This is a genomic window from Ferrimonas kyonanensis DSM 18153 (genome assembly GCF_000425405.1).
Taxonomy (GTDB): Bacteria; Pseudomonadota; Gammaproteobacteria; order Enterobacterales; family Shewanellaceae; genus Ferrimonas; species Ferrimonas kyonanensis.
The window spans coordinates 140,985-158,935 of the sequence record NZ_AUDJ01000001.1; the positions used below are offsets into that span (position 1 = coordinate 140,985).

Genomic DNA, 17,951 nt, shown 5'->3' on the forward strand with positions numbered 1-17,951 from the left:
CAATGAAATTTACTGACGTATTTATTCGGCGTCCGGTACTGGCCATTGTCCTCAACTTGCTGTTGTTGGTCTTTGGTGCCCGGGCGTACATGGATCTCCAGGTTCGGCAATACCCGGACATGGAGATTGGCCAGGTCGATGTCACCACGGTTTACCCTGGTGCCAACGCCGAGCTGGTGCAGGGGTTTGTGACCCAGCCGATTCAAGAGGCGATCTCCTCGGCCGAGGGCATCGACTATGTTACTGCCAGCTCCAGTGCCGGTGTGTCTACCATCTCGGTCTTCCTCAACCTCGGTTATGACGCCAACACCGCCATGGCGGAGATGCTGACCAAGCTGAATGAGGTGTCCGGTCGCCTGCCTGAGAGCATCGACGATCCGGTGCTGGCCAAGAGTACCGCCGGCGGCGGTGCCATCATGTATCTGGCCTATTTCAGTGACAGCATGTCTGGCGTCGAGATCACCGACTACCTGAAGCGGGTGGTACAGCCCAAGCTGACCGAAGTGGAAGGGGTGGCAGAAGCCCAGTTGTATGGGGAGAAAGAGTTCTCCATGCGCATCTGGTTGGATCCGGTGCGGATGCAGGCCAATGGTGTGACCAGCAACGACATCAACAGTGCACTGAGCCAGAACAACTTTCAGTCCGCTGCCGGTGAGGTTCGTGACAGCTACACCGTGACCTCGGTGCGGGCGTCAACGTCACTGCAGGATGAGGTGTCCTTCGGCAACATCACCGTCAAAAGCGACGGCAATGCGGTGGTGCGGCTGCGAGACGTGGCCCGGGTGGAACTGGCGCCAAAGTCAGACAAGGTGTACGGCATGTACAAAGGTACGCCGGCCATCTTTGTGGGTATCACCACCACCCCGGACGCCAACTCCCTGGATGTGGCCAAGGGGGTGCATGCGGTATTGCCGGAGATCGAGCGTAACCTGCCCGATGGCCTGAGTCAGGTGATGAACCACGACTCCACCGAGTTTATTCAGGAGTCCATCGACGAGGTATTGATGACCCTGGTGGAAGCCGTGGTGATCGTGGTGCTGGTGGTGTTCCTGTTCCTGGGTTCCCTGCGCAGCGTGATGATTCCGATCATTACCGTACCGCTGTCATTGATCGGCGTCGGCCTGTTTATGATGGGGCTGGGTTTCTCCATCAACCTGCTGACATTGCTGGCGCTGGTGATGGCCATCTCCCTGGTGGTGGACGATGCCATTGTGGTGGTGGAGAACGTTCACCGTCACATCGAGGAGGGACTGTCTCCCGTGCGTGCGGCGGTGGTTGGTGCCCGTGAAATCGCCATGCCGGTGATCGCCATGACCATTACCCTGGCGGCGGTGTATGCCCCCATCGGCTTTATGGGTGGACTGACCGGCTCGCTGTTTACCGAGTTTGCCTTTACCCTGGCCGGGGCGGTACTGATCTCCGGTTTCATCGCGTTGACTCTGTCACCGATGATGAGCAGCAAGTTGCTCAACAAAGAGGATTTGCACAAGCCGTTTCCCCAGTATCTGGATCGCCTGTTCGCCAAGGTGAAAGACAAGTATCAGGCGATCCTGGTGCAGGTGGTGGGCCACTACAAGGCCGCCATCGCCACCGGCGCGGTGCTGCTGTTTGCCGCCATTGGCGTGATGTTCATGATGACCCAGTCGGAACTGGCGCCGGATGAGGATCAGGGCTACATCTTCAACATCGCCAACGGCCCGGACAATGGCAACGTGCACTACAGTGCCGCCTATGGCCGTCAGTTTACCGACATGGTGTCGCAGTACCCTGAGTACCGAATGGCGCTGGTGTTTGCCGGTTACCCCAGTGAAAGCGGCTTTATGTCGGTGGTGGCATTGAAGCCCTGGAGCCAGCGAATTCGCAGCCAGATGGAGATTCAGCCACAGATGCAGCAGGATGCCAAGAGCATTGCCGGTTTGGAGGTGTTCAGCATCAACCCGCCGGCCCTGCCCGGAGTGGCCTCCGGACTGCCGGTGAACTTTGTGGTGACCACCACCGCGGATCACGCCACCCTGTATGAGGTGATGAACAAGCTCAAGCAGGAGGCGGAAGCCAGTGGCCTGTTTATGGTGGTCAACAACACGCTGAAGATCAGTAAGCCTCAGGTGCACATTCAGATCGACCGCGAAAAAGCCGGTCAGCTGGGGATCTCGATGCAGACCATCGGCAGCGTATTGTCCACTCAACTGGGTGACTTCCGTACCAACTACTTCGACATTCAGGGCCGCAGCTACGAGGTGATCCCTCAGGCGGACGCACCGTTCCGTTCCACGGCGGATCGCATCTCCGATCTGTACGTATCCAGCAGCACCGGTGAGTCGATTCCGCTGTCTACCGTGGTCAAGGTTAGCAATGAGGTGATCCCCAATGCTCTGACCCAGTTTCAGCAGCTGAACTCCGCCACTTTGGAAGCGATGCCGATGCCGGGTGCGGCCACCATTGCCGATGCCCATGTGTTCCTCAAGGCCAAGTTGCAGGAGATCGCGCCCAAGGGGTACGCCTATGACTTTGGTGGCCAGAGCCGTCAGTTTGAGACCGAAGGCAGCGCCCTGTACGTAACCTTTGCTCTGGCACTGCTGGTGATCTTCCTGGTGCTGGCGGCGCAATTTGAAAGCTGGCGCGATCCTGTGGTGGTGCTGGTGACCGTGCCGTTGTCGATCTTCGGTGCCATGATTCCGCTGTTCCTCGGGGCCGCCACCCTGAACATCTACACCCAGGTGGGTCTGATCACCCTGGTGGGGCTGATCTCCAAGCACGGCATCTTGATCGTGGAGTTTGCGAACCAGCTGCAGCGGGAAGGGCGAGACAAGGCCCAGGCGGTGATCGAGTCTGCGGCCCTGCGTCTGCGTCCCATTCTGATGACCACCGCCGCCATGGTACTGGGGGTGATGCCGCTGGTGCTGGCGACCGGAGCCGGTGCGGTATCCCGGTTTAACATTGGTCTGGTGATCACCGTTGGTTTGTCGGTGGGCACCCTGTTTACCCTGTTTGTGGTACCGGTGATGTACGCGTTACTGGCCAAACGCATTGATGTCAGCGAAGAGGCGGCCCTGGTGCAGGAGACCCGCGCCTGACCTGACTGACAACGAACCTGACTTTGACGAGTCCAAGCCACCCTTCGGGGTGGCTTTTTTGTGTACAAGTGTAAATATCTGAATTTACCCCTTGATCAAATCTAAATAGTAATTATTATCATCCGCATTCAAATATATAAATATGTCACTCTTTAGGGGATTGGGAAATGTTGTTTACTCCGACTCGTTTGGCCGTAGCCGTGGTGGCGGTGATCAGTGCTGGTGGTGCCGTTGCCGAAGAAACCAAGGCGACGCTGTTTGATGACGTGGTGGTTTCCGCCAGCCGCACCGGTGCCCAGAAAGCCGAAAAGGTGCCGGCCGCCATGGCGGTGGTGGATGCCGAACAGATTGAAAACCAACAGATGACCACCATCTCCGACCTGGTGCGTTATGAACCGGGTGTCGATGTCTCCGGCAGCGGCCGCTTTGGCCTGCAGGATTTCACCATCCGCGGCATCGGTGGCAACCGGGTCAAGATCATGGTGGATGGGGTGGATCAGAGCAATGGCTACGATTCGGGCACCGAGTTCATGCGCGCCGGCCGCAACTTTGTCGATATGGATACCCTCAAGCAGGTGGAGATCACCAAGAGCCCGGCATCGACCCTGTACGGCAGTGACGCCATCGGCGGAGTGGTGGCCTTTACCACCAAGGATCCGGCCGACTACCTGGAGGCCGGTGATGACACCGCCCTGTCGCTGAAAGCCGGGTATACCGGTCGTGACCAGAGCTTTGCCGAAACCGTGACCCTGGCCAACCGCAGCGGCGCCTGGGAATCCTTGCTGTTGTATACCCGCCGCGACGGTAAAGAGACCGAGACCCAGGGCAGTGTCGGTGGCATCGGCGACGATCGTACCGAGGCCGATCCCATGGACATCACCTCCAACAACGTGCTGGCGAAACTGATTTATGCCGGCAGTGAGGCCCACCGACTGGGCATGGTGGCAGAACATTACGACTCCAGTACCGAAGGGGAGCTGTTGTCCTTGAATGACGGCGAACCCGGAGCGCCAGGTGTCACCTACGCCAATCAGATGGCAGACGACAGCACCACCCGTACCCGGATTGGCGTGTTCCACGACTGGGACGCCAACCTGGCCGCGTTTGACACCCTGAAATGGACCCTGGACTATCAGGACAGTGAATCGGATCAGGTAACCAGTAACTGGTATTCCTACTATCAGACCGACCGTCGCATGTCCCGGCAGTACCAGGAAACCAGCTGGCAGTTTTCGCTGGATCTGGCCAAGGATCTGAGCCTGGGCAGCAGCAATCACGTCATCAGTTACGGCCTGGACGTCAACCGTGAAGACCTGGAAAACCTCAACGTCACCAGCTATGCCAGTGACAAGCCGACCGACGTCAGTCGCTATGCGCCAAAGGCGGAGGCTACCACCTATGGCCTGTATTTGCAGGATGAGATCACCCTGGGTGCACTGACGCTGATTCCGGGCCTGCGTTACGACAACACCGAAATGAAACCCAACATCGATGAGTACTATCACGGTGGGGATGAATTCAAAGACCACAACAGCGATAAGCTGACCTGGCGACTGGGTACCCTGTACCAGTTGACCGACAACCTGACCGGGTTCTTTAACTACGCTCAGGGCTTCCGTTCCCCGGACCTGAAAGAGATGTACTACGCCGAGGACAGTGGCCGCGGTTACGCCTTGCTGGCGAATCCGGACCTGGAAGCGGAAGAGAGTGACGCCTTTGAACTGGGCCTGCGCGGCACCTCGGATTACGGCTCGGCCGAGTTGGTGCTGTTCTACAACCAGTACGACAATTTCATTCAACAGACTGCGGACTACAGCAACCCGGCTTACCCTTATGGCCAACTGCAGTACAACAACGTCGATGAAGCCACCATCAAAGGGGCGGAGTTTAAGTCTCAACTGTGGCTGGACAGCCTGCTGGGGGCACCGGAGGGGCTAAGCCTGAATCTGTCGGTGGCGTACGCCGAAGGTACCAACGACACCCAGGATCAACCGCTGAACGAGGTGGCGCCGCTGAATGGGGTGATTGGTCTCTCCTTCGATCAGGCCGATGGCATCTGGGGCGGGACCCTGAACTGGACTCTGGTCCAGGGTAAGGATGAGTCTGACATCGCCGAGGCCACCGACGGATTTGGCCAGCCGACCGAGTCTTACGCCACGGCCGGCTACGGTGTGGTAGACGTGACTGGTTACTACAATGTCAGCGAAGCCTTCGTGATTCGTGGTGGGGTATTTAACCTGTTGGACAAGAAGTACATTCAGTGGAGTGATGTGGGTGGCATGGAGGCGGGTCGAACCTATATGGATCGTTTCTCCCAGCCTGGCCTCAATGTCGGCATCAGCGCCACGTACACGTTCTGATCCGGTTTGCATCATCGCTGATCAGATCCAAGGCTGCCTTCGGGCAGCCTTTTTTTGCGTTTAAAACGCTCAATTGCCGTGGCTGTATACCTTGGAAAAATAAAGCGTGCTAACGTGGGACTTTCGAATTCTTTAAGGGCAACAAGCAGGAAGGTCGCCATGTCGTTTAAGCCGTTTAACCCGCCGTCACGTACTTTGATGGGCCCGGGCCCGTCCGATGTTCATCCTCAGGTGCTGCAGGCCCTGGCCAAACCCACTGTGGGTCACCTGGATCCGACCTTCATCGCGATGATGGACGAGGTCAAGGCCCTGCTGCAGTACGCGTTCCAGACCGACAACCCCTTTACCATCGCCGTGTCTGCCCCGGGCAGCGCCGGCATGGAGACCTGCTTCGTCAACCTGATGGAGCCCGGTGAGAAAGTGATCGTATGTCGCAACGGCGTGTTTGGCGAACGGATGCGTCAGAATGTGGAGCGACTGGGCGGGGAAGCGATCGTGGTCGACGATGCCTGGGGCACGCCGGTCAGCGTCGATAAGGTGGCGGCGGCTCTGCAGCAACATCCGGATGCCAAGTTCCTGGCGTTCGTGCATGCGGAAACCTCAACTGGGGCTCTGTCGGATGCCAAAGCCTTGTGTGCCCTGGCGCAGCAGCATGAGTGTTTGTCCATCGTCGATGCGGTGACCTCGCTGGGGGGCGTCGAACTCAGGGTCGACGACTGGGGCATCGATGCCATCTATTCCGGTAGCCAGAAATGCCTGTCCTGTGTGCCGGGGATCTCGCCGGTGTCGTTTTCTCCCAAGGCGGTGGCCAAACTGGAAGCCCGGCAGACGCCGGTGCCCAGTTGGTTCCTGGATCAGACATTGGTAATGGGCTACTGGAGTGGCACCGGCAAGCGCAGTTACCACCACACCGCCCCGGTCAACAGCCTGTACGCCCTGCACGAATCCCTGCGCCTGCTCCATGAAGAGGGGTTGGAAAATGCCTGGGCCCGTCATGATCGCATGCATCAGAAACTGAAAGCTGGCCTGGAGAAACTGGGATTGCGCTTTGTGGTGGAGCAAGCCCATCGTCTGCCTCAACTGAATGCGGTCTACCTGCCGCAAGGGGTCGATGATGCCGAGGTTCGCGGCCAGTTGTTGAACCGCTTCAACCTGGAGATCGGTGCCGGCCTGGGGGATCTGGCTGGTAAGGCCTGGCGCATCGGCCTGATGGGCTATGCCGCCAGAGAGGAAAACGTCACCCTGTGCCTGGGGGCCCTGGAAGAGGTGCTGAGCTAAGCCTCCCTGCAGTGGCTGCCATCAGGGACCCGTATTGGGTCCCTTTTTTATTGGCGGAGCGTCGAGCTCAAGTCAGCCAGTGTTTTTTGTCATAGGCGTATGCAGATCTCACTTTGCAATCTCCCCGCTTGATTAACATGAAATGATAATTATTATCATTCTCATCATGACGATGTGTTCATCACTTTTTGGGGTTCTGATATGACTTTCGCGCCGACACGCACCGCCGTGGCCATTGTGGCCGCACTCTGTTCAACACAGGCTCTGGCCGAGGATGCCAAAGCAACCCTGTTTGATGATGTGGTGGTCTCCGCCAGTCGCACCTCGGCGCAAAAGGCGGCGGACGTGCCAGCGGCGATGGCAGTCGTGGATGCGGAGCAGATTGAAAATCAACAGGTTACGGATATTTCGCAGTTGGTTCGCTATGAGCCAGGTGTGGATGTTTCCGGCAGTGGTCGCTTTGGGTTGCAGGATTTTACCATCCGCGGTATTGGCGGCAATCGAGTCAAAATCATGGTCGATGGGGTGGATCAGATTAACGGCTACGATTCGGGTACCGAGTTTATGCGTTCCAGCCGTAACTTTGTCGACATGGACACCCTCAAACAGGTGGAGATCACCAAGAGCCCGGCATCGACCCTGTACGGCAGTGACGCCATTGGTGGAGTGGTGGCCTTTACCACCAAGGATCCGGCCGATTACCTTGAGGCCGGTGATGACACGGCCTTAGCGTTAAAAGCGGGCTACAGTGGCCAGGATCAAACGTTTTCTGAGAGCCTGACTCTGGCCAACCGCACCGGAAACTGGGAATCGATGCTGCTGTACACCCGCCGGGACGGCGAAGAGACCGAAACTCAGGGCAGTGTCGGTGGCATCGGCGACGATCGCACCAAGGCTGATCCCATGGACGTAGCGGTCAACAACATTCTGGCAAAGCTGATTTTCGACGGTCAGGGCGCTCATCGTGTGGGTACCACCCTGGAGTGGCATGATGCCAGCACAGAGGGCGAGTTGCTGTCACACAACGATGGCATGCCTGGTGCGCCTGGGGTGACCTATGCCAATCAGACCGCTGACGACAGTACCAAGCGGGTTCGAATCGGCGCGTTTCATCACTGGCAGGCCAACTTGTCGTTGTTCGATACGCTGAAGTGGTCTGTGGATTATCAGGACAGTGAGTCGGATCAGATCACCAGTAACTGGTATTCCGGCGTGAGTACCGACCGCCGCATGTCTCGTCAGTATCAGGAAACCAGCTGGCAGTTGTCTCTGGACATGGCCAAGCGAGTGACTCTGGGCAGCAGTGACCACAGCATCAGCTACGGCGCCGATTTCAATCGGGAGGACTTGGAGAATCTCAATATCACCAGTTATGCCGACGGACGGGATACCGACATCAGCCGCTTTGCCCCCAAGGCGCAGGCCACCAGTTACGGGCTGTATCTGCAGGATGAGATCCGTCTCGGCGCGCTGACGGTGATTCCCGGCCTGCGTTACGACAATACTGAGATGAAGCCAGAGATCGACCAGTACTATCCTGGTGGTGAAGATTTTGATGACCACAACAGCGATAAGCTGACCTGGCGCCTGGGAACTCTGTATCAGATCAGTGAGGGTTTGAGTGGTTTCTTCAATTACGCTCAGGGCTTCCGTTCTCCGGATCTGAAAGAGATGTATTACGCCTACTCTCGACAGGGGATTTACGCCATCCTGGCCAATCCGGATCTGGAACCAGAAGAGAGTGATGCCTTTGAGTTGGGGCTGCGGGGTGCCAGTGACTATGGCTCGGCGGAGTTGGTGCTGTTTTACAACCAGTACGATAATTTTATCGACTCCACGACCGACTACTCCAATCCAGATTTTCCTTACGGGCAGTCCCAGTACAACAACGTAACCGAAGCCACCATCAAGGGCGTTGAATTCAAGTCGCAATGGTGGCTGGACAGCCTACTGGGAGCGCCAGAAGGACTGAGCCTGAATTTGGCTGTGGCGTACGCCGAGGGTTCCGATGACAGCAAAGATCAGCCACTTAACTCCGTTGCACCGCTGAACGGTGTGCTGGGTCTGTCGTTTGACGATGCCGATGGAGTTTGGGGGGGCGTGTTGAACTGGACTCTGGTGCAAGGCAAAGACGAGTCAGACATTGCCGTTGCCACAGACTTCATGGGTCGGCCCATCGATTCGTATGCGACCGCTGGCTATGGGGTCGTGGACGTAACCGGTTACTACAACGTCAGTGATCAACTGGTGGTGCGCGGAGGCATCTTTAATCTGCTGGATAAGCAGTTTATTCGCTGGAACGATGTGGCTGGCATGGAAGCGGGCCGCACCAATATGGATCGCTACACTCAGCCTGGCATCAACCTGGGCATCAGTGCGACCTATACGTTCTGAGGCGGGAGGCCAGTGAAACTGGTGCCGGGCGAATTGCCCGGCGACAACAAAGGACTCTTCGGAGTCCTTTTTAGTGTTAGTGGCGGCCCAACCATTGGGTGATGGCGTCTACGACCTGGTCGCGGATGGCAGGAATCTCCACCAGCAGTTCGTGGCGGGCGCCGGCCAGAGGCATCAGCGTCATCGATTGGCCGCGAGCCACCACCCGCTCCATGACGTCGTTGTCGACGATGGCATCCTCCCGAGCCTGCATCACCAGGGTGGGGGTGGTCAGCCGGTGTGCCTGCTCCTGAATCTGGTCCATGGCGGTAAAGGACTCCACCATCCACTGGTTGGAGGGCGAGCCCAGTTGCAGTTGTGGCACCTGCTGGTACAGAGACTGAAATGCCTGGTAGCGCTCGGCATCCTGGGTCAGATCGTTGTCCTCGAACGGCACTGGCTGGTAGTCGGTGCCACCGGGGATGTAGGCTGGCTGCCCCTGCCAGCGGTTCCAGCGAGCCAGCATCGATAACACCGGCTCCAAGGCCCAGCGAGGGGCGGGCAGGCGGATGCCGTACATTGGGGCGGAGAACACCGCCGCATCGAACACCTCGGGATGACGAAGTAGATACAGGGTACCGATGGCACCGCCCATGGAGTGGCCCACCAGGTACAGCTTGTCTGGTTTGGTTGGCTGCACCACTTCGGTGAGGAAGGTGTGCATATCCTCGACGTAGTCGTTGAAGCGTTGCACATGCCCCAGGAATCGGTTGTCGCTGAGGCGATCCGACAACCCCTGGCCGCGATGGTCCCAGATAAACACCTCAAAGCCGGCTTGGTGAAGTTCCTCAGCCAGTCCGTCGTACTTGAGATAGCCTTCAGAGCGTCCACTGGCAACCACGATGGCGCCGCGCGCGGCTTTCCTTGGCAGGTGGGCATAGCGCAGAGTCAGGCCGTCGATGCCGGTGAACTCTCCATGATCTGCCTGTTGCCACAGAGAGGGCATGGCGATGGCCGCGTGAGTCATAACAAGTCCAATAACAAACAAAAACGGGCGTAGCATAGTGGAGGCACGGGCTACTGGGAAGCTTTGGCTTGCTGGCGGGCTTCAAACGCGGCCAGCTGCTCCGGAGTGGCTTTTTGCTGGTATTTGGTTTTCCAGCTGTCATAGGATTCGCCATAGACAATTTCTCTGGCCTGATCGTAGTCCACCTCTTCGCCACGGGTGGCGGCCTCGGCCATGTACCACTTGGCCAGGCAGTTGCGACAGAAGTCCGCCAGAATCATCAGGTCGATGTTCTGCACCTCTTTGTGGTTGTCCAGGTGGCTGAGCAGGCGACGGAAGGTGGCGGCTTCGATCTCGGTTTGGGTGTGTTTGTCCATGGGAGCATCTCCTTGTGATGGTGCTGGTGTGGGCCAGTGTTGCGGTTTCTGCCCCTGTCCGTCAAGGTTCAAGCGTCAGTTCAGACCTGTGCTGGTGCCGGGGTGGAGTCGCAGTAGTATCCAAGCTAAGTTGTTGTTAGTCTGAATCAAACGAGTGTTTAAACCAAGAGTTAATACGGGAGATTGAAGGGTGCAGTTTGAACAGTTTGGCCAGGGGCCGACCCGACTGGTGTTTTGTCATGCCAACGGGTTTCCGCCGGCCACCTATCGGCGCCTGTTTGCCGCCCTCGGTGGCGGCGTCGAGGCGGCGCTGTTGGCGCCGCTGACCATGCCGGTGACCGAGGCCAAGCAGCGCGCCTGGTGGCTGATGGCCGAGGACCTGGCCGGGTGGCTGTCCCGTCAGCCCGAACCCGTGGTCCTGGCCGGTCACTCCATGGGGGCGGTGGTGGCCTGCCTGGCATCGATGCAGTGCCCGAATAAGGTGGCGGGGCTGGTGATGCTGGACCCGGTATTCCTGCCGACCCGCTGGGTGGCGCCGATGCGACTGATGCCGAAGCGGTTCAAACTCAAGCAGCCGATGGTGGCACGCACCTTGAAGCGGCCCTATCGATTTGAGGATCATGCCGGCGCGTTCGAGTTTCATCGTGGCAAGCGGGCGTTCGCCGGCATGGATGATCAGGCGTTGGAAGACTACATTCACGCCGCTTTCGTTGCCGATGAGCAGGGCGTGTGTCTGCGTTACTCGCGAGAGTGGGAAGCGCACATCTACCAGACGGCGCCGTGGATCTGGCCGCGTCTGAGTCGACTCAAAGTGCCCACTCTGGCGATTCGGGGCGGCCACAGCGATACCGTTACCCCAGCCAGCTGGGCCAGGATGCGGCGGTTGATGCCAGACGCGACCTTAGTGCAATTGCCGGATTGTGGTCATCTGCTGCCGATGGAGCGTCCCGATGAAGTGGCCGCTACCATCAATGCCTGGCTCGAGCGCCGGCACTGAGGTATCGGCCTGTGGCTTATGCCGCCCTCGGGCACCAGCCGGGCTTAAAGTGATTTCTGCTCGTCAATCCAGCGGCTGATCTGAATTTCCAATTGAGCCAGTGGCACCGAGCCGTTGGCCAACACCGCATTGTGGAACGCCCGCAGATCGAAGCGGTTGCCGAGGCTGCGTTCGGCCTGATGACGCAGCCGTAAAATGGTCAGCTCGCCCATCTTGTAGGACAGTGCCTGCCCCGGCCAGGAGATGTAGCGGTCTATCTCGGTGGTGACGTTGTGCAGAGACAGGGCGGTGTTTGCGGCCATGTAATCGATGGCCTGTTGCCGACTCCAGCCCTTGGCGTGAATGCCGGTATCCACCACCAGTCGGCAGGCACGCCACATCTCGTAGCTGAGCCGGCCAAAATCCGCATAGTCGTCCTCATAGAAGCCACCCTCGACTCCCAGCTTTTCCGAGTACAAACCCCAACCTTCACCAAAGGCACTGATGTAGTGGTAGCGCCGCAGTGGATGCACCTCACCCAATTCCTGATTGAGGGCGATCTGCAGGTGATGGCCCGGCACGGCCTCGTGCAGAGTCAGGGCAGGGAGGGCATACAGAGGGCGTTTGTCCAGGGCATAGGTGTTGACCCAGTAGTACCCGGGCTGATGCTCGCCACTGGGGCCGGAGTAGCGGCCGGTGGTGTATTTGGGGGCGATTTCTGCCGGTACCGCTTGGACGCCGTATGGGGTGCGCGGCAGAGTGTTGAAAAACTGCGGTAGCATGGCATCGGCTCGCTTGGCCAACCAGGCGGCTTCTCGCAGCAGCTGCTCCGGGGTGTCGGCGTAGAAGCGGCGATCGGTTCGCAGGAAGTGCAGGAAGTCGGCGAAGCTGCCATCAAATTCAAGCCGGGCGATGATGGCGTCCATCTCGGCGCGGATGCGCCGTACTTCGCTCAGCCCCAGTTGATGCACCTGTTCCGGGGTCATGTCCAGGGTGACAAAGTGGCGAACCCGGTTGGCGTAGTACGCCCGGCCATCGGGCAGGTCACTGGCACCGATGCTGGTGCGAGCGCCGGGGCGGTACTCATTGATAAAGAACGCCAGGTAGGCGCGGTAGGCCGGCAACACCTGGTTGGTGACCGCATCCAGCCCCTGCTGTTGCAACGAGGCCCGCTGAGCCGGGGTAAAGTCAGCCTCGCTGAGCTGAGCAAAAGGGGCGTAGTAGAGGCTGTCGGTGGCGGCATCGGGCAGGTAGGCCTCGATGGACTCTTCAAAGCCCTGCAGCACGACTTTGGGCTGGGTATAGCCCTGAGCCAGGCCTCGGCGCATCCACTGCATCTGCTGCTCAAACAGACGCGGCAACTCTTGCAACCGGCTTAGGTAGTGTTCCGCTTCGGAGATTGTGGTCAGCGTGGTGCCCTGGGCGATGCTGGCGATGTAGTTGTGAAAGCCGCCTTCGGCATTCAATGGCATGGTGTGTTCGTTGAAACGGTAGCTGTCGGTGCGGTTGTGCAGAATCTCCAGGGCGATGGCCAGGTTGATGCGATTGTCGTTGGAGAGTTGTTCGGGATCGAGGGCGTTGGCCCGCTGCAGCAGGGTCAGGTTGGCCTGATAGTCCGCTTCCAGGGCGGCGGCGGATCGATCCTCCAGGTGGGCGGCGGCACTGGCATCGCCGAAGCGGGCCGCTTGCTGGGGATCGCGGCTGAGTTGCTGCTGCCAGATGTCATCCATCAACGGTGCGATGCGTTGATTGGCGTCCATGGGGGAAGTGGCGCAGCCGCTCAGCATCAGGGCGGCGCTAAAAAGCCAAATTTTCATCCGAGAATCCCTATTTTCATCTTGGTTTTTTAATTATTCTAAATCCGTCAGGGACGGCGACTTCATACTAAAACCAATTTCGGCGTTTGTTAATTGGTCGGTTTGGCCGGTTAACATCCCTTTACTAAAAAGCAGACTGATGACTGACCAAAGCCTTATTCTCACCGACCTGCATCGCCACCTCGATGGCTCCATGCGACCCGACACCGTGCTTGAGCTGGCACAGAAATTCAATGTGCCTCTGCCCGCCTACGACATGGAGACCTTGCGCCCCTACTTGCAGGTGATCGGCCGTTGTCCGTCGGTGGAGGCGTTGCTGGCCAAGCTGGATTACCAGGTGGCGGTGCTGGGGGATCTCGATGCGGTGCACCGTCTCGCGTATGAGAATGCCCTGGACCTGGCGGACAACGGGGTCGACTATGGCGAACTGCGCTTTTCGCCGGCCTACATGGCCGGTCCCCACGGATTGCCGATGCAGGGGGTGGTGGAAGCGGTGATCGACGGCGTTCAGGCCGGCGCCCGCGATGGCAACATCATGATCAATCTGATTGGAATTCTGTGTCGCGGTGATGGCCCGCAGGCGTGCCAGCGTGAGCTGGAGGCGATTTTGGCTCACAAGGAGCACTTTGTGGCCTGTGACCTGGCCGGTGACGAAGAGGGCTTCCCCGGGGATCTGTTTGTGGATCACTTTAAGCGGGTTCGGGATGCCTATCTGAATGTCACCATCCATGCGGGCGAGCCGGGGCCACCGTCCTCCATCTGGCAGGCGATTCGAGATCTTGGTGCCACCCGTTTAGGCCATGCCACCACCGCGCCCCAGGATCCGGCGCTGTTGGATTACCTTCGTGATCAGGGTATCGGCATCGAGTCATGTCCCACTTCGAATATCCACGCCAATTCGGTGGCCGATTACGAGGTTCACCCCATCCGCACCTTTGTTGAGCATGGGATCTGCGTCTGCCTCAACACCGATGATCCTGGAGTATCGGCCAACTCCATCCCCTTCGAGTATCGGATGGCCAAGGAGCGCATCGGCCTCAGCGACGCTCAGTTGCGGCAGATTCAGATCAACGGCGCCAAGTTGGCGTTTCTGTCCGACAGTGACCGTAAGACATTGCTGACCAACAAAGCCGCCCGGCAGTAGCGACCGGGGATCAAAAAAGGGGTTGCCACTGGCAACCCCTTTTTGCTGTCTGGCGTCGAATCAGATGACGCGAGAGAACTGCTGCTGGCGAGCTTTGTCGCGCAGGTAGCGATCGAAACACATGCAGATGTTGCGGATCAGCAACCGGCCCTGGCCGGTGACTTCGATGCTGGTGTCGGTCAGGCGCACCAGGTCGTCTTCGATGAACGGCTTCAGCAGTTTTTCATCTTCGGCGAAGTACTCGTTGAAGTTGATGTCCCACTGGGCTTCGATGGCCGACTTGTCCAGTTTGAAGTGACAGATCAGCTGCTTGATCACTTCGCGGCGGATGAAATCGTCGGTCTCCAGGCCACAGCCTTTGATCATGGCGTGCTCATGGGCATCCATGGATTCATAGTAGGCTTTCAGGTCCACGGCGTTCTGGGCGTAGGCCTTACCGATGTTGGAGATGGCCGAGGCGCCCAGACCCAGCAGGTCGGCATCCGGTTGGGTGGTGTAGCCCTGGAAATTACGGTGCAGTTGACCTTCGTTCTGCAGGCGAGACAGCTCATCGTCAGGCTTGGCAAAGTGGTCCATGCCGATGAACTGGTAACCATAGCCCATCAGGGTGTTGATGCTGTTTTCCAGAATCTTCAGTTTCTGAGGTGCGGTTGGCAGATCCTCATCCTTAATCTTACGCTGGGCGGCAAAACGATGCGGCAGGTGGGCGTAGTTGAAGACACTGAGTCGGTCCGGATCCAGATCCTTCACGCGCTCCAGCGTCTTGGCAAAGCTCTCCGGAGTCTGGAATGGTAGGCCGTAGATCAGATCGATGTTGGTGGACTCAAAGCCCAGTTCACGGGCGTGGCTGATCAGATCAAAGATGAACTGCTCGTCCTGTTCACGGTTGACCGCTTGCTGCACCTGCTTGTTGAAGTCCTGTACCCCAACAGAGATGCGGTTAAAGCCCACCTCTTTGAGTACGTCCAGAGTTTCCAGTTCGATCTCGCGAGGGTCCACTTCGATGGCGAATTCACCCTCGTCGGCGAAATTGAATTTGGACTTCAGCAGCGCGGTCAGGCGACGGATCTGTTCGTGAGTCAGGTAGGTCGGGGTGCCGCCGCCCCAGTGCATCTGGGTAACGGTGTAGCCTTTGAACAACTCGGCCCGGGCGTTGATTTCACGCTCCAGGTACTCGAGGTACTGCTCCGCCTTGTGGGCGTGGCGAGTGATGATCTTGTTGCAGCCGCAGTAGTAGCACAGTTTGTGGCAAAACGGCACATGGATGTAGAGCGACAGGTTGCTCTTGTCCGACGTGGCGATGGCTTCTCGCAGGTTCTGGTCGGTGTACCCTTCGTGGAACTCAATGGCGGTCGGGTAAGACGTGTATCGCGGGCCACTGTAGTTATATTTTTCGATTAGGGCCTGGTTCCAGCTGATTTTGTCCTGCACTGCAATCTTCTCCTGCGGTGGTAGAGTTAGGGCCTTTGCTGCGTGAACCGTCGTCACTGGCCGGTCTGTTTGCGTTCCATCGGCGGTGACGGCGGGCTAGGTTTCACACCCAAGGTATGTGCATTATGCACACTTTGTAGCAGCTTGCCTTTGATCCGTGACCCAAATTCAAGGATGTTGGGAAACGAAAGCTACCCATCTTTATGGTGTTGTGATGGGCGGATCAGCAAAGGTAAGCACATAATGAAAACAACAATGGCCCGGATTGGTTCCCTGCCTCTGGCCGGGAACGTGACCGCTGCCACACAGTTTTATGCCACAGTCCTGATTTAGCAAACTCTGATAAGCCTAAGTCAAAGCTGACCAAAGTGGTAGAGACGCCGCTCATTCTCGCTCTCCTTCCGTGGCGACCACTCTGGCCTGTTGGGGCGCAGGAGGCAATCAAGAGAGCGTTGGCCCCGAGCGAGGCCGAGAAAGGCTGGCTCCCCCCTAATCCTGGGGGAGCCATGGGGACGGCGATCAGTCTTTGTACTGGTCCAGCAGGTCGCTGCCAGCTTCAAATTGATCCATCAGGGCCTCTTCGCTGTTCGGTCCCTGGTCGACTTCAATGCCCAACTGTTTCATCAACGCTTCGATGCGATCCAGTTTGCCGTCCAGCCATTGCTGATCGTCCTGGCTCAGGGTCTCGCCCTGTTCCATGCGATCCAGCAGCGCCAGCAGACGTGGGTTACTCTCCAGCTGCTCCAGTTGATGCTCCGGAGACGGTTTGGGCCGCAGCGAATCCGGTTGTTGTGGTTTCGCCGCCTTGGTCACTGGCTTCGGCTCAGGGGCGACCAGAGAGATGGGGGTCTTGCTGCCCAGGCGCGGGTCTTTGGTTACCTTAGGCTTATTGGCCTGCGGCTTCTGCTTGCTGGCTTCATTCTGACGAGAGCCGGCAGATTTGCCCTTACTGGACTTGCGCTTGCCCTCGACGCCCGAACCTTTCTCGGTGCGTGGTTGCAGTCGTGGACCATTTACATTGGATTTTCGGGATTTCTTTTGTCGCGTCATGGGTGGTGCCTCCAGATAGGGCGGCAGGTTATATCAAATTATGCCGGTTTTTGCAGCAAGATAACGTCATTGCCGATAAATTCTATCTGCAGGTTGTCCTGTTCTGCCAGATAACGGAAGGTCAGGCGGCTGAAAAAGCTGACGTGAGTGGGGTCGTTCTTGTAGTGCCAACTGGCAAAGGCATCCGCATCTCGAACCAGTTTGGTCATGATGCCCAGAGTGCCTCCGGGTTTCACCAGGCTCAGCAGCAGTTGCCACTCTCGGCCGGGACGGTAGAAGTGTTCGATGGCTTCGGTGCAGGTGACAAAATCGTACTGCCGTCGCAGCGGAGCGCGATCGGGAAAAAAGTACGGGTCGTACACCGCCATCGGGTGGCCTGCTTCTTCGAACATCAACGACAGCGTCGGCCCGGGGCCACAACCAAAATCCAGCCCGTGGCTGGCAGGCGTCATCCGCTGTGCTACCGGCGCCGCCAGGCGGTTGAGGAAACGGCGGTAACCCGGGTCCTGCGGCGTATTCTGGTGTTGATCGTATTGGTGCTTTTCGGCATTGGGAGGCAGTAGCGAGGCAGGATCGGCAAACACCAGATGACAGCGTTGACACTGAAAGTAATGGCGTTTCTTGTCTTGGTGGTAATGCTGGGTGTCACTGAAGTGGCAAAGCGGACAAGGCATATCGGATCCTGCGGACTGGTCTTGGCCCTAGTATATGTGCAATTGCCGTTTTAATGCATCTGCGATAGACGCGAGACAAATAAAAAAGGCAACAGAGTCCTCTCTGTTGCCTTGAAGCAGGGTGTCTGTTGACACTCTCTCATTCGGGTATTCAGGTGTTCCTTACCTGCGATGTGACTATCCCGGTCTAGGTCCGTCTTCTTTTTACTGCTTCCGTGCGGCTTTTTTAGTTGTTGGTCATTCCTGACGCTTTATTGGTCTTCCTGAGGTCATCCTTAACAATTATAAATGCCGCCTTCCTGACGACAAACATCTTCCTGATGCGAGGTAACCATCCTTGTAAACCCTAAAGGCTTATCCGTTTACTCAGGTTCTCCGACCTGTCTCGTCC

Annotated in this window: 12 protein-coding genes; 6 read left to right on the top strand and 6 right to left on the bottom strand. The window is 58.0% G+C overall.

Annotated elements, in window-relative coordinates; all coding sequences use genetic code 11:
- Positions 1-2 precede the first annotated feature (2 nt).
- The 4 genes from H598_RS0100675 to H598_RS0100690 all read left to right on the top strand — a co-directional run bounded on the left by H598_RS0100675 (position 3) and on the right by H598_RS0100690 (position 9,106).
- Entirely contained in the window at positions 3-3,074 is a 3,072-nt protein-coding gene (locus H598_RS0100675; RefSeq protein ID WP_028111272.1) for an efflux RND transporter permease subunit, read from the top strand.
- 167 nt (positions 3,075-3,241) lie between these two features.
- Positions 3,242-5,434, top strand: a complete 2,193-nt coding sequence (locus H598_RS0100680; protein ID WP_028111273.1) for a TonB-dependent hemoglobin/transferrin/lactoferrin family receptor — start codon at positions 3,242-3,244, stop codon at positions 5,432-5,434.
- 159 nt (positions 5,435-5,593) lie between these two features.
- Entirely contained in the window at positions 5,594-6,712 is a 1,119-nt protein-coding gene (locus tag H598_RS0100685) for a pyridoxal-phosphate-dependent aminotransferase family protein (RefSeq protein WP_028111274.1), read from the top strand.
- 201 nt (positions 6,713-6,913) lie between these two features.
- Positions 6,914-9,106, top strand: coding sequence for a TonB-dependent hemoglobin/transferrin/lactoferrin family receptor (locus H598_RS0100690; RefSeq protein ID WP_028111275.1), 2,193 nt, complete (start codon positions 6,914-6,916; stop codon positions 9,104-9,106).
- Between the two features lie 76 nt (positions 9,107-9,182).
- On the opposite strand, the gene H598_RS22925 is transcribed toward H598_RS0100690, so the two are convergent.
- On the bottom strand, positions 9,183-10,112 hold the full coding sequence (locus H598_RS22925; RefSeq protein WP_035414878.1) for an alpha/beta fold hydrolase: 930 nt from the start codon (positions 10,110-10,112) through the stop codon (positions 9,183-9,185).
- Between the two features lie 50 nt (positions 10,113-10,162).
- Positions 10,163-10,468, bottom strand: coding sequence for a DUF1244 domain-containing protein (locus H598_RS0100700; protein ID WP_028111276.1), 306 nt, complete (start codon positions 10,466-10,468; stop codon positions 10,163-10,165).
- 190 nt (positions 10,469-10,658) lie between these two features.
- Between H598_RS0100700 and H598_RS22930 the strand changes: the two genes are divergently transcribed.
- A complete protein-coding gene (locus tag H598_RS22930) occupies positions 10,659-11,465 on the top strand; it encodes an alpha/beta fold hydrolase (RefSeq protein WP_051252204.1) in 807 nt (268 codons plus the stop codon).
- Positions 11,466-11,509: 44 nt separating this feature from the next.
- On the opposite strand, the gene H598_RS0100710 is transcribed toward H598_RS22930, so the two are convergent.
- A complete protein-coding gene (locus H598_RS0100710) occupies positions 11,510-13,261 on the bottom strand; it encodes a DUF885 domain-containing protein (RefSeq protein WP_028111277.1) in 1,752 nt (583 codons plus the stop codon).
- A 139-nt stretch (positions 13,262-13,400) separates the two neighbouring features.
- Between H598_RS0100710 and add the strand changes: the two genes are divergently transcribed.
- Complete coding sequence (gene add / locus H598_RS0100715) at positions 13,401-14,405, top strand: adenosine deaminase (protein WP_028111278.1); 1,005 nt, start codon at positions 13,401-13,403, stop codon at positions 14,403-14,405.
- Positions 14,406-14,465: 60 nt separating this feature from the next.
- Here the strand turns inward: add and hemN are convergent, their stop codons facing one another.
- The 3 genes from hemN to H598_RS0100730 form a co-directional block, all read right to left on the bottom strand.
- Positions 14,466-15,836, bottom strand: coding sequence for an oxygen-independent coproporphyrinogen III oxidase (hemN, locus tag H598_RS0100720; RefSeq protein ID WP_028111279.1), 1,371 nt, complete (start codon positions 15,834-15,836; stop codon positions 14,466-14,468).
- 519 nt (positions 15,837-16,355) lie between these two features.
- The gene (yihI, locus tag H598_RS0100725) at positions 16,356-16,886 is read right to left on the bottom strand and encodes a Der GTPase-activating protein YihI (protein WP_028111280.1); all 531 of its coding nucleotides are present in this window, start codon (positions 16,884-16,886) and stop codon (positions 16,356-16,358) included.
- A gap of 38 nt (positions 16,887-16,924) precedes the next feature.
- On the bottom strand, positions 16,925-17,560 hold the full coding sequence (locus H598_RS0100730; RefSeq protein ID WP_028111281.1) for a class I SAM-dependent methyltransferase: 636 nt from the start codon (positions 17,558-17,560) through the stop codon (positions 16,925-16,927).
- Positions 17,561-17,951 lie beyond the last annotated feature (391 nt).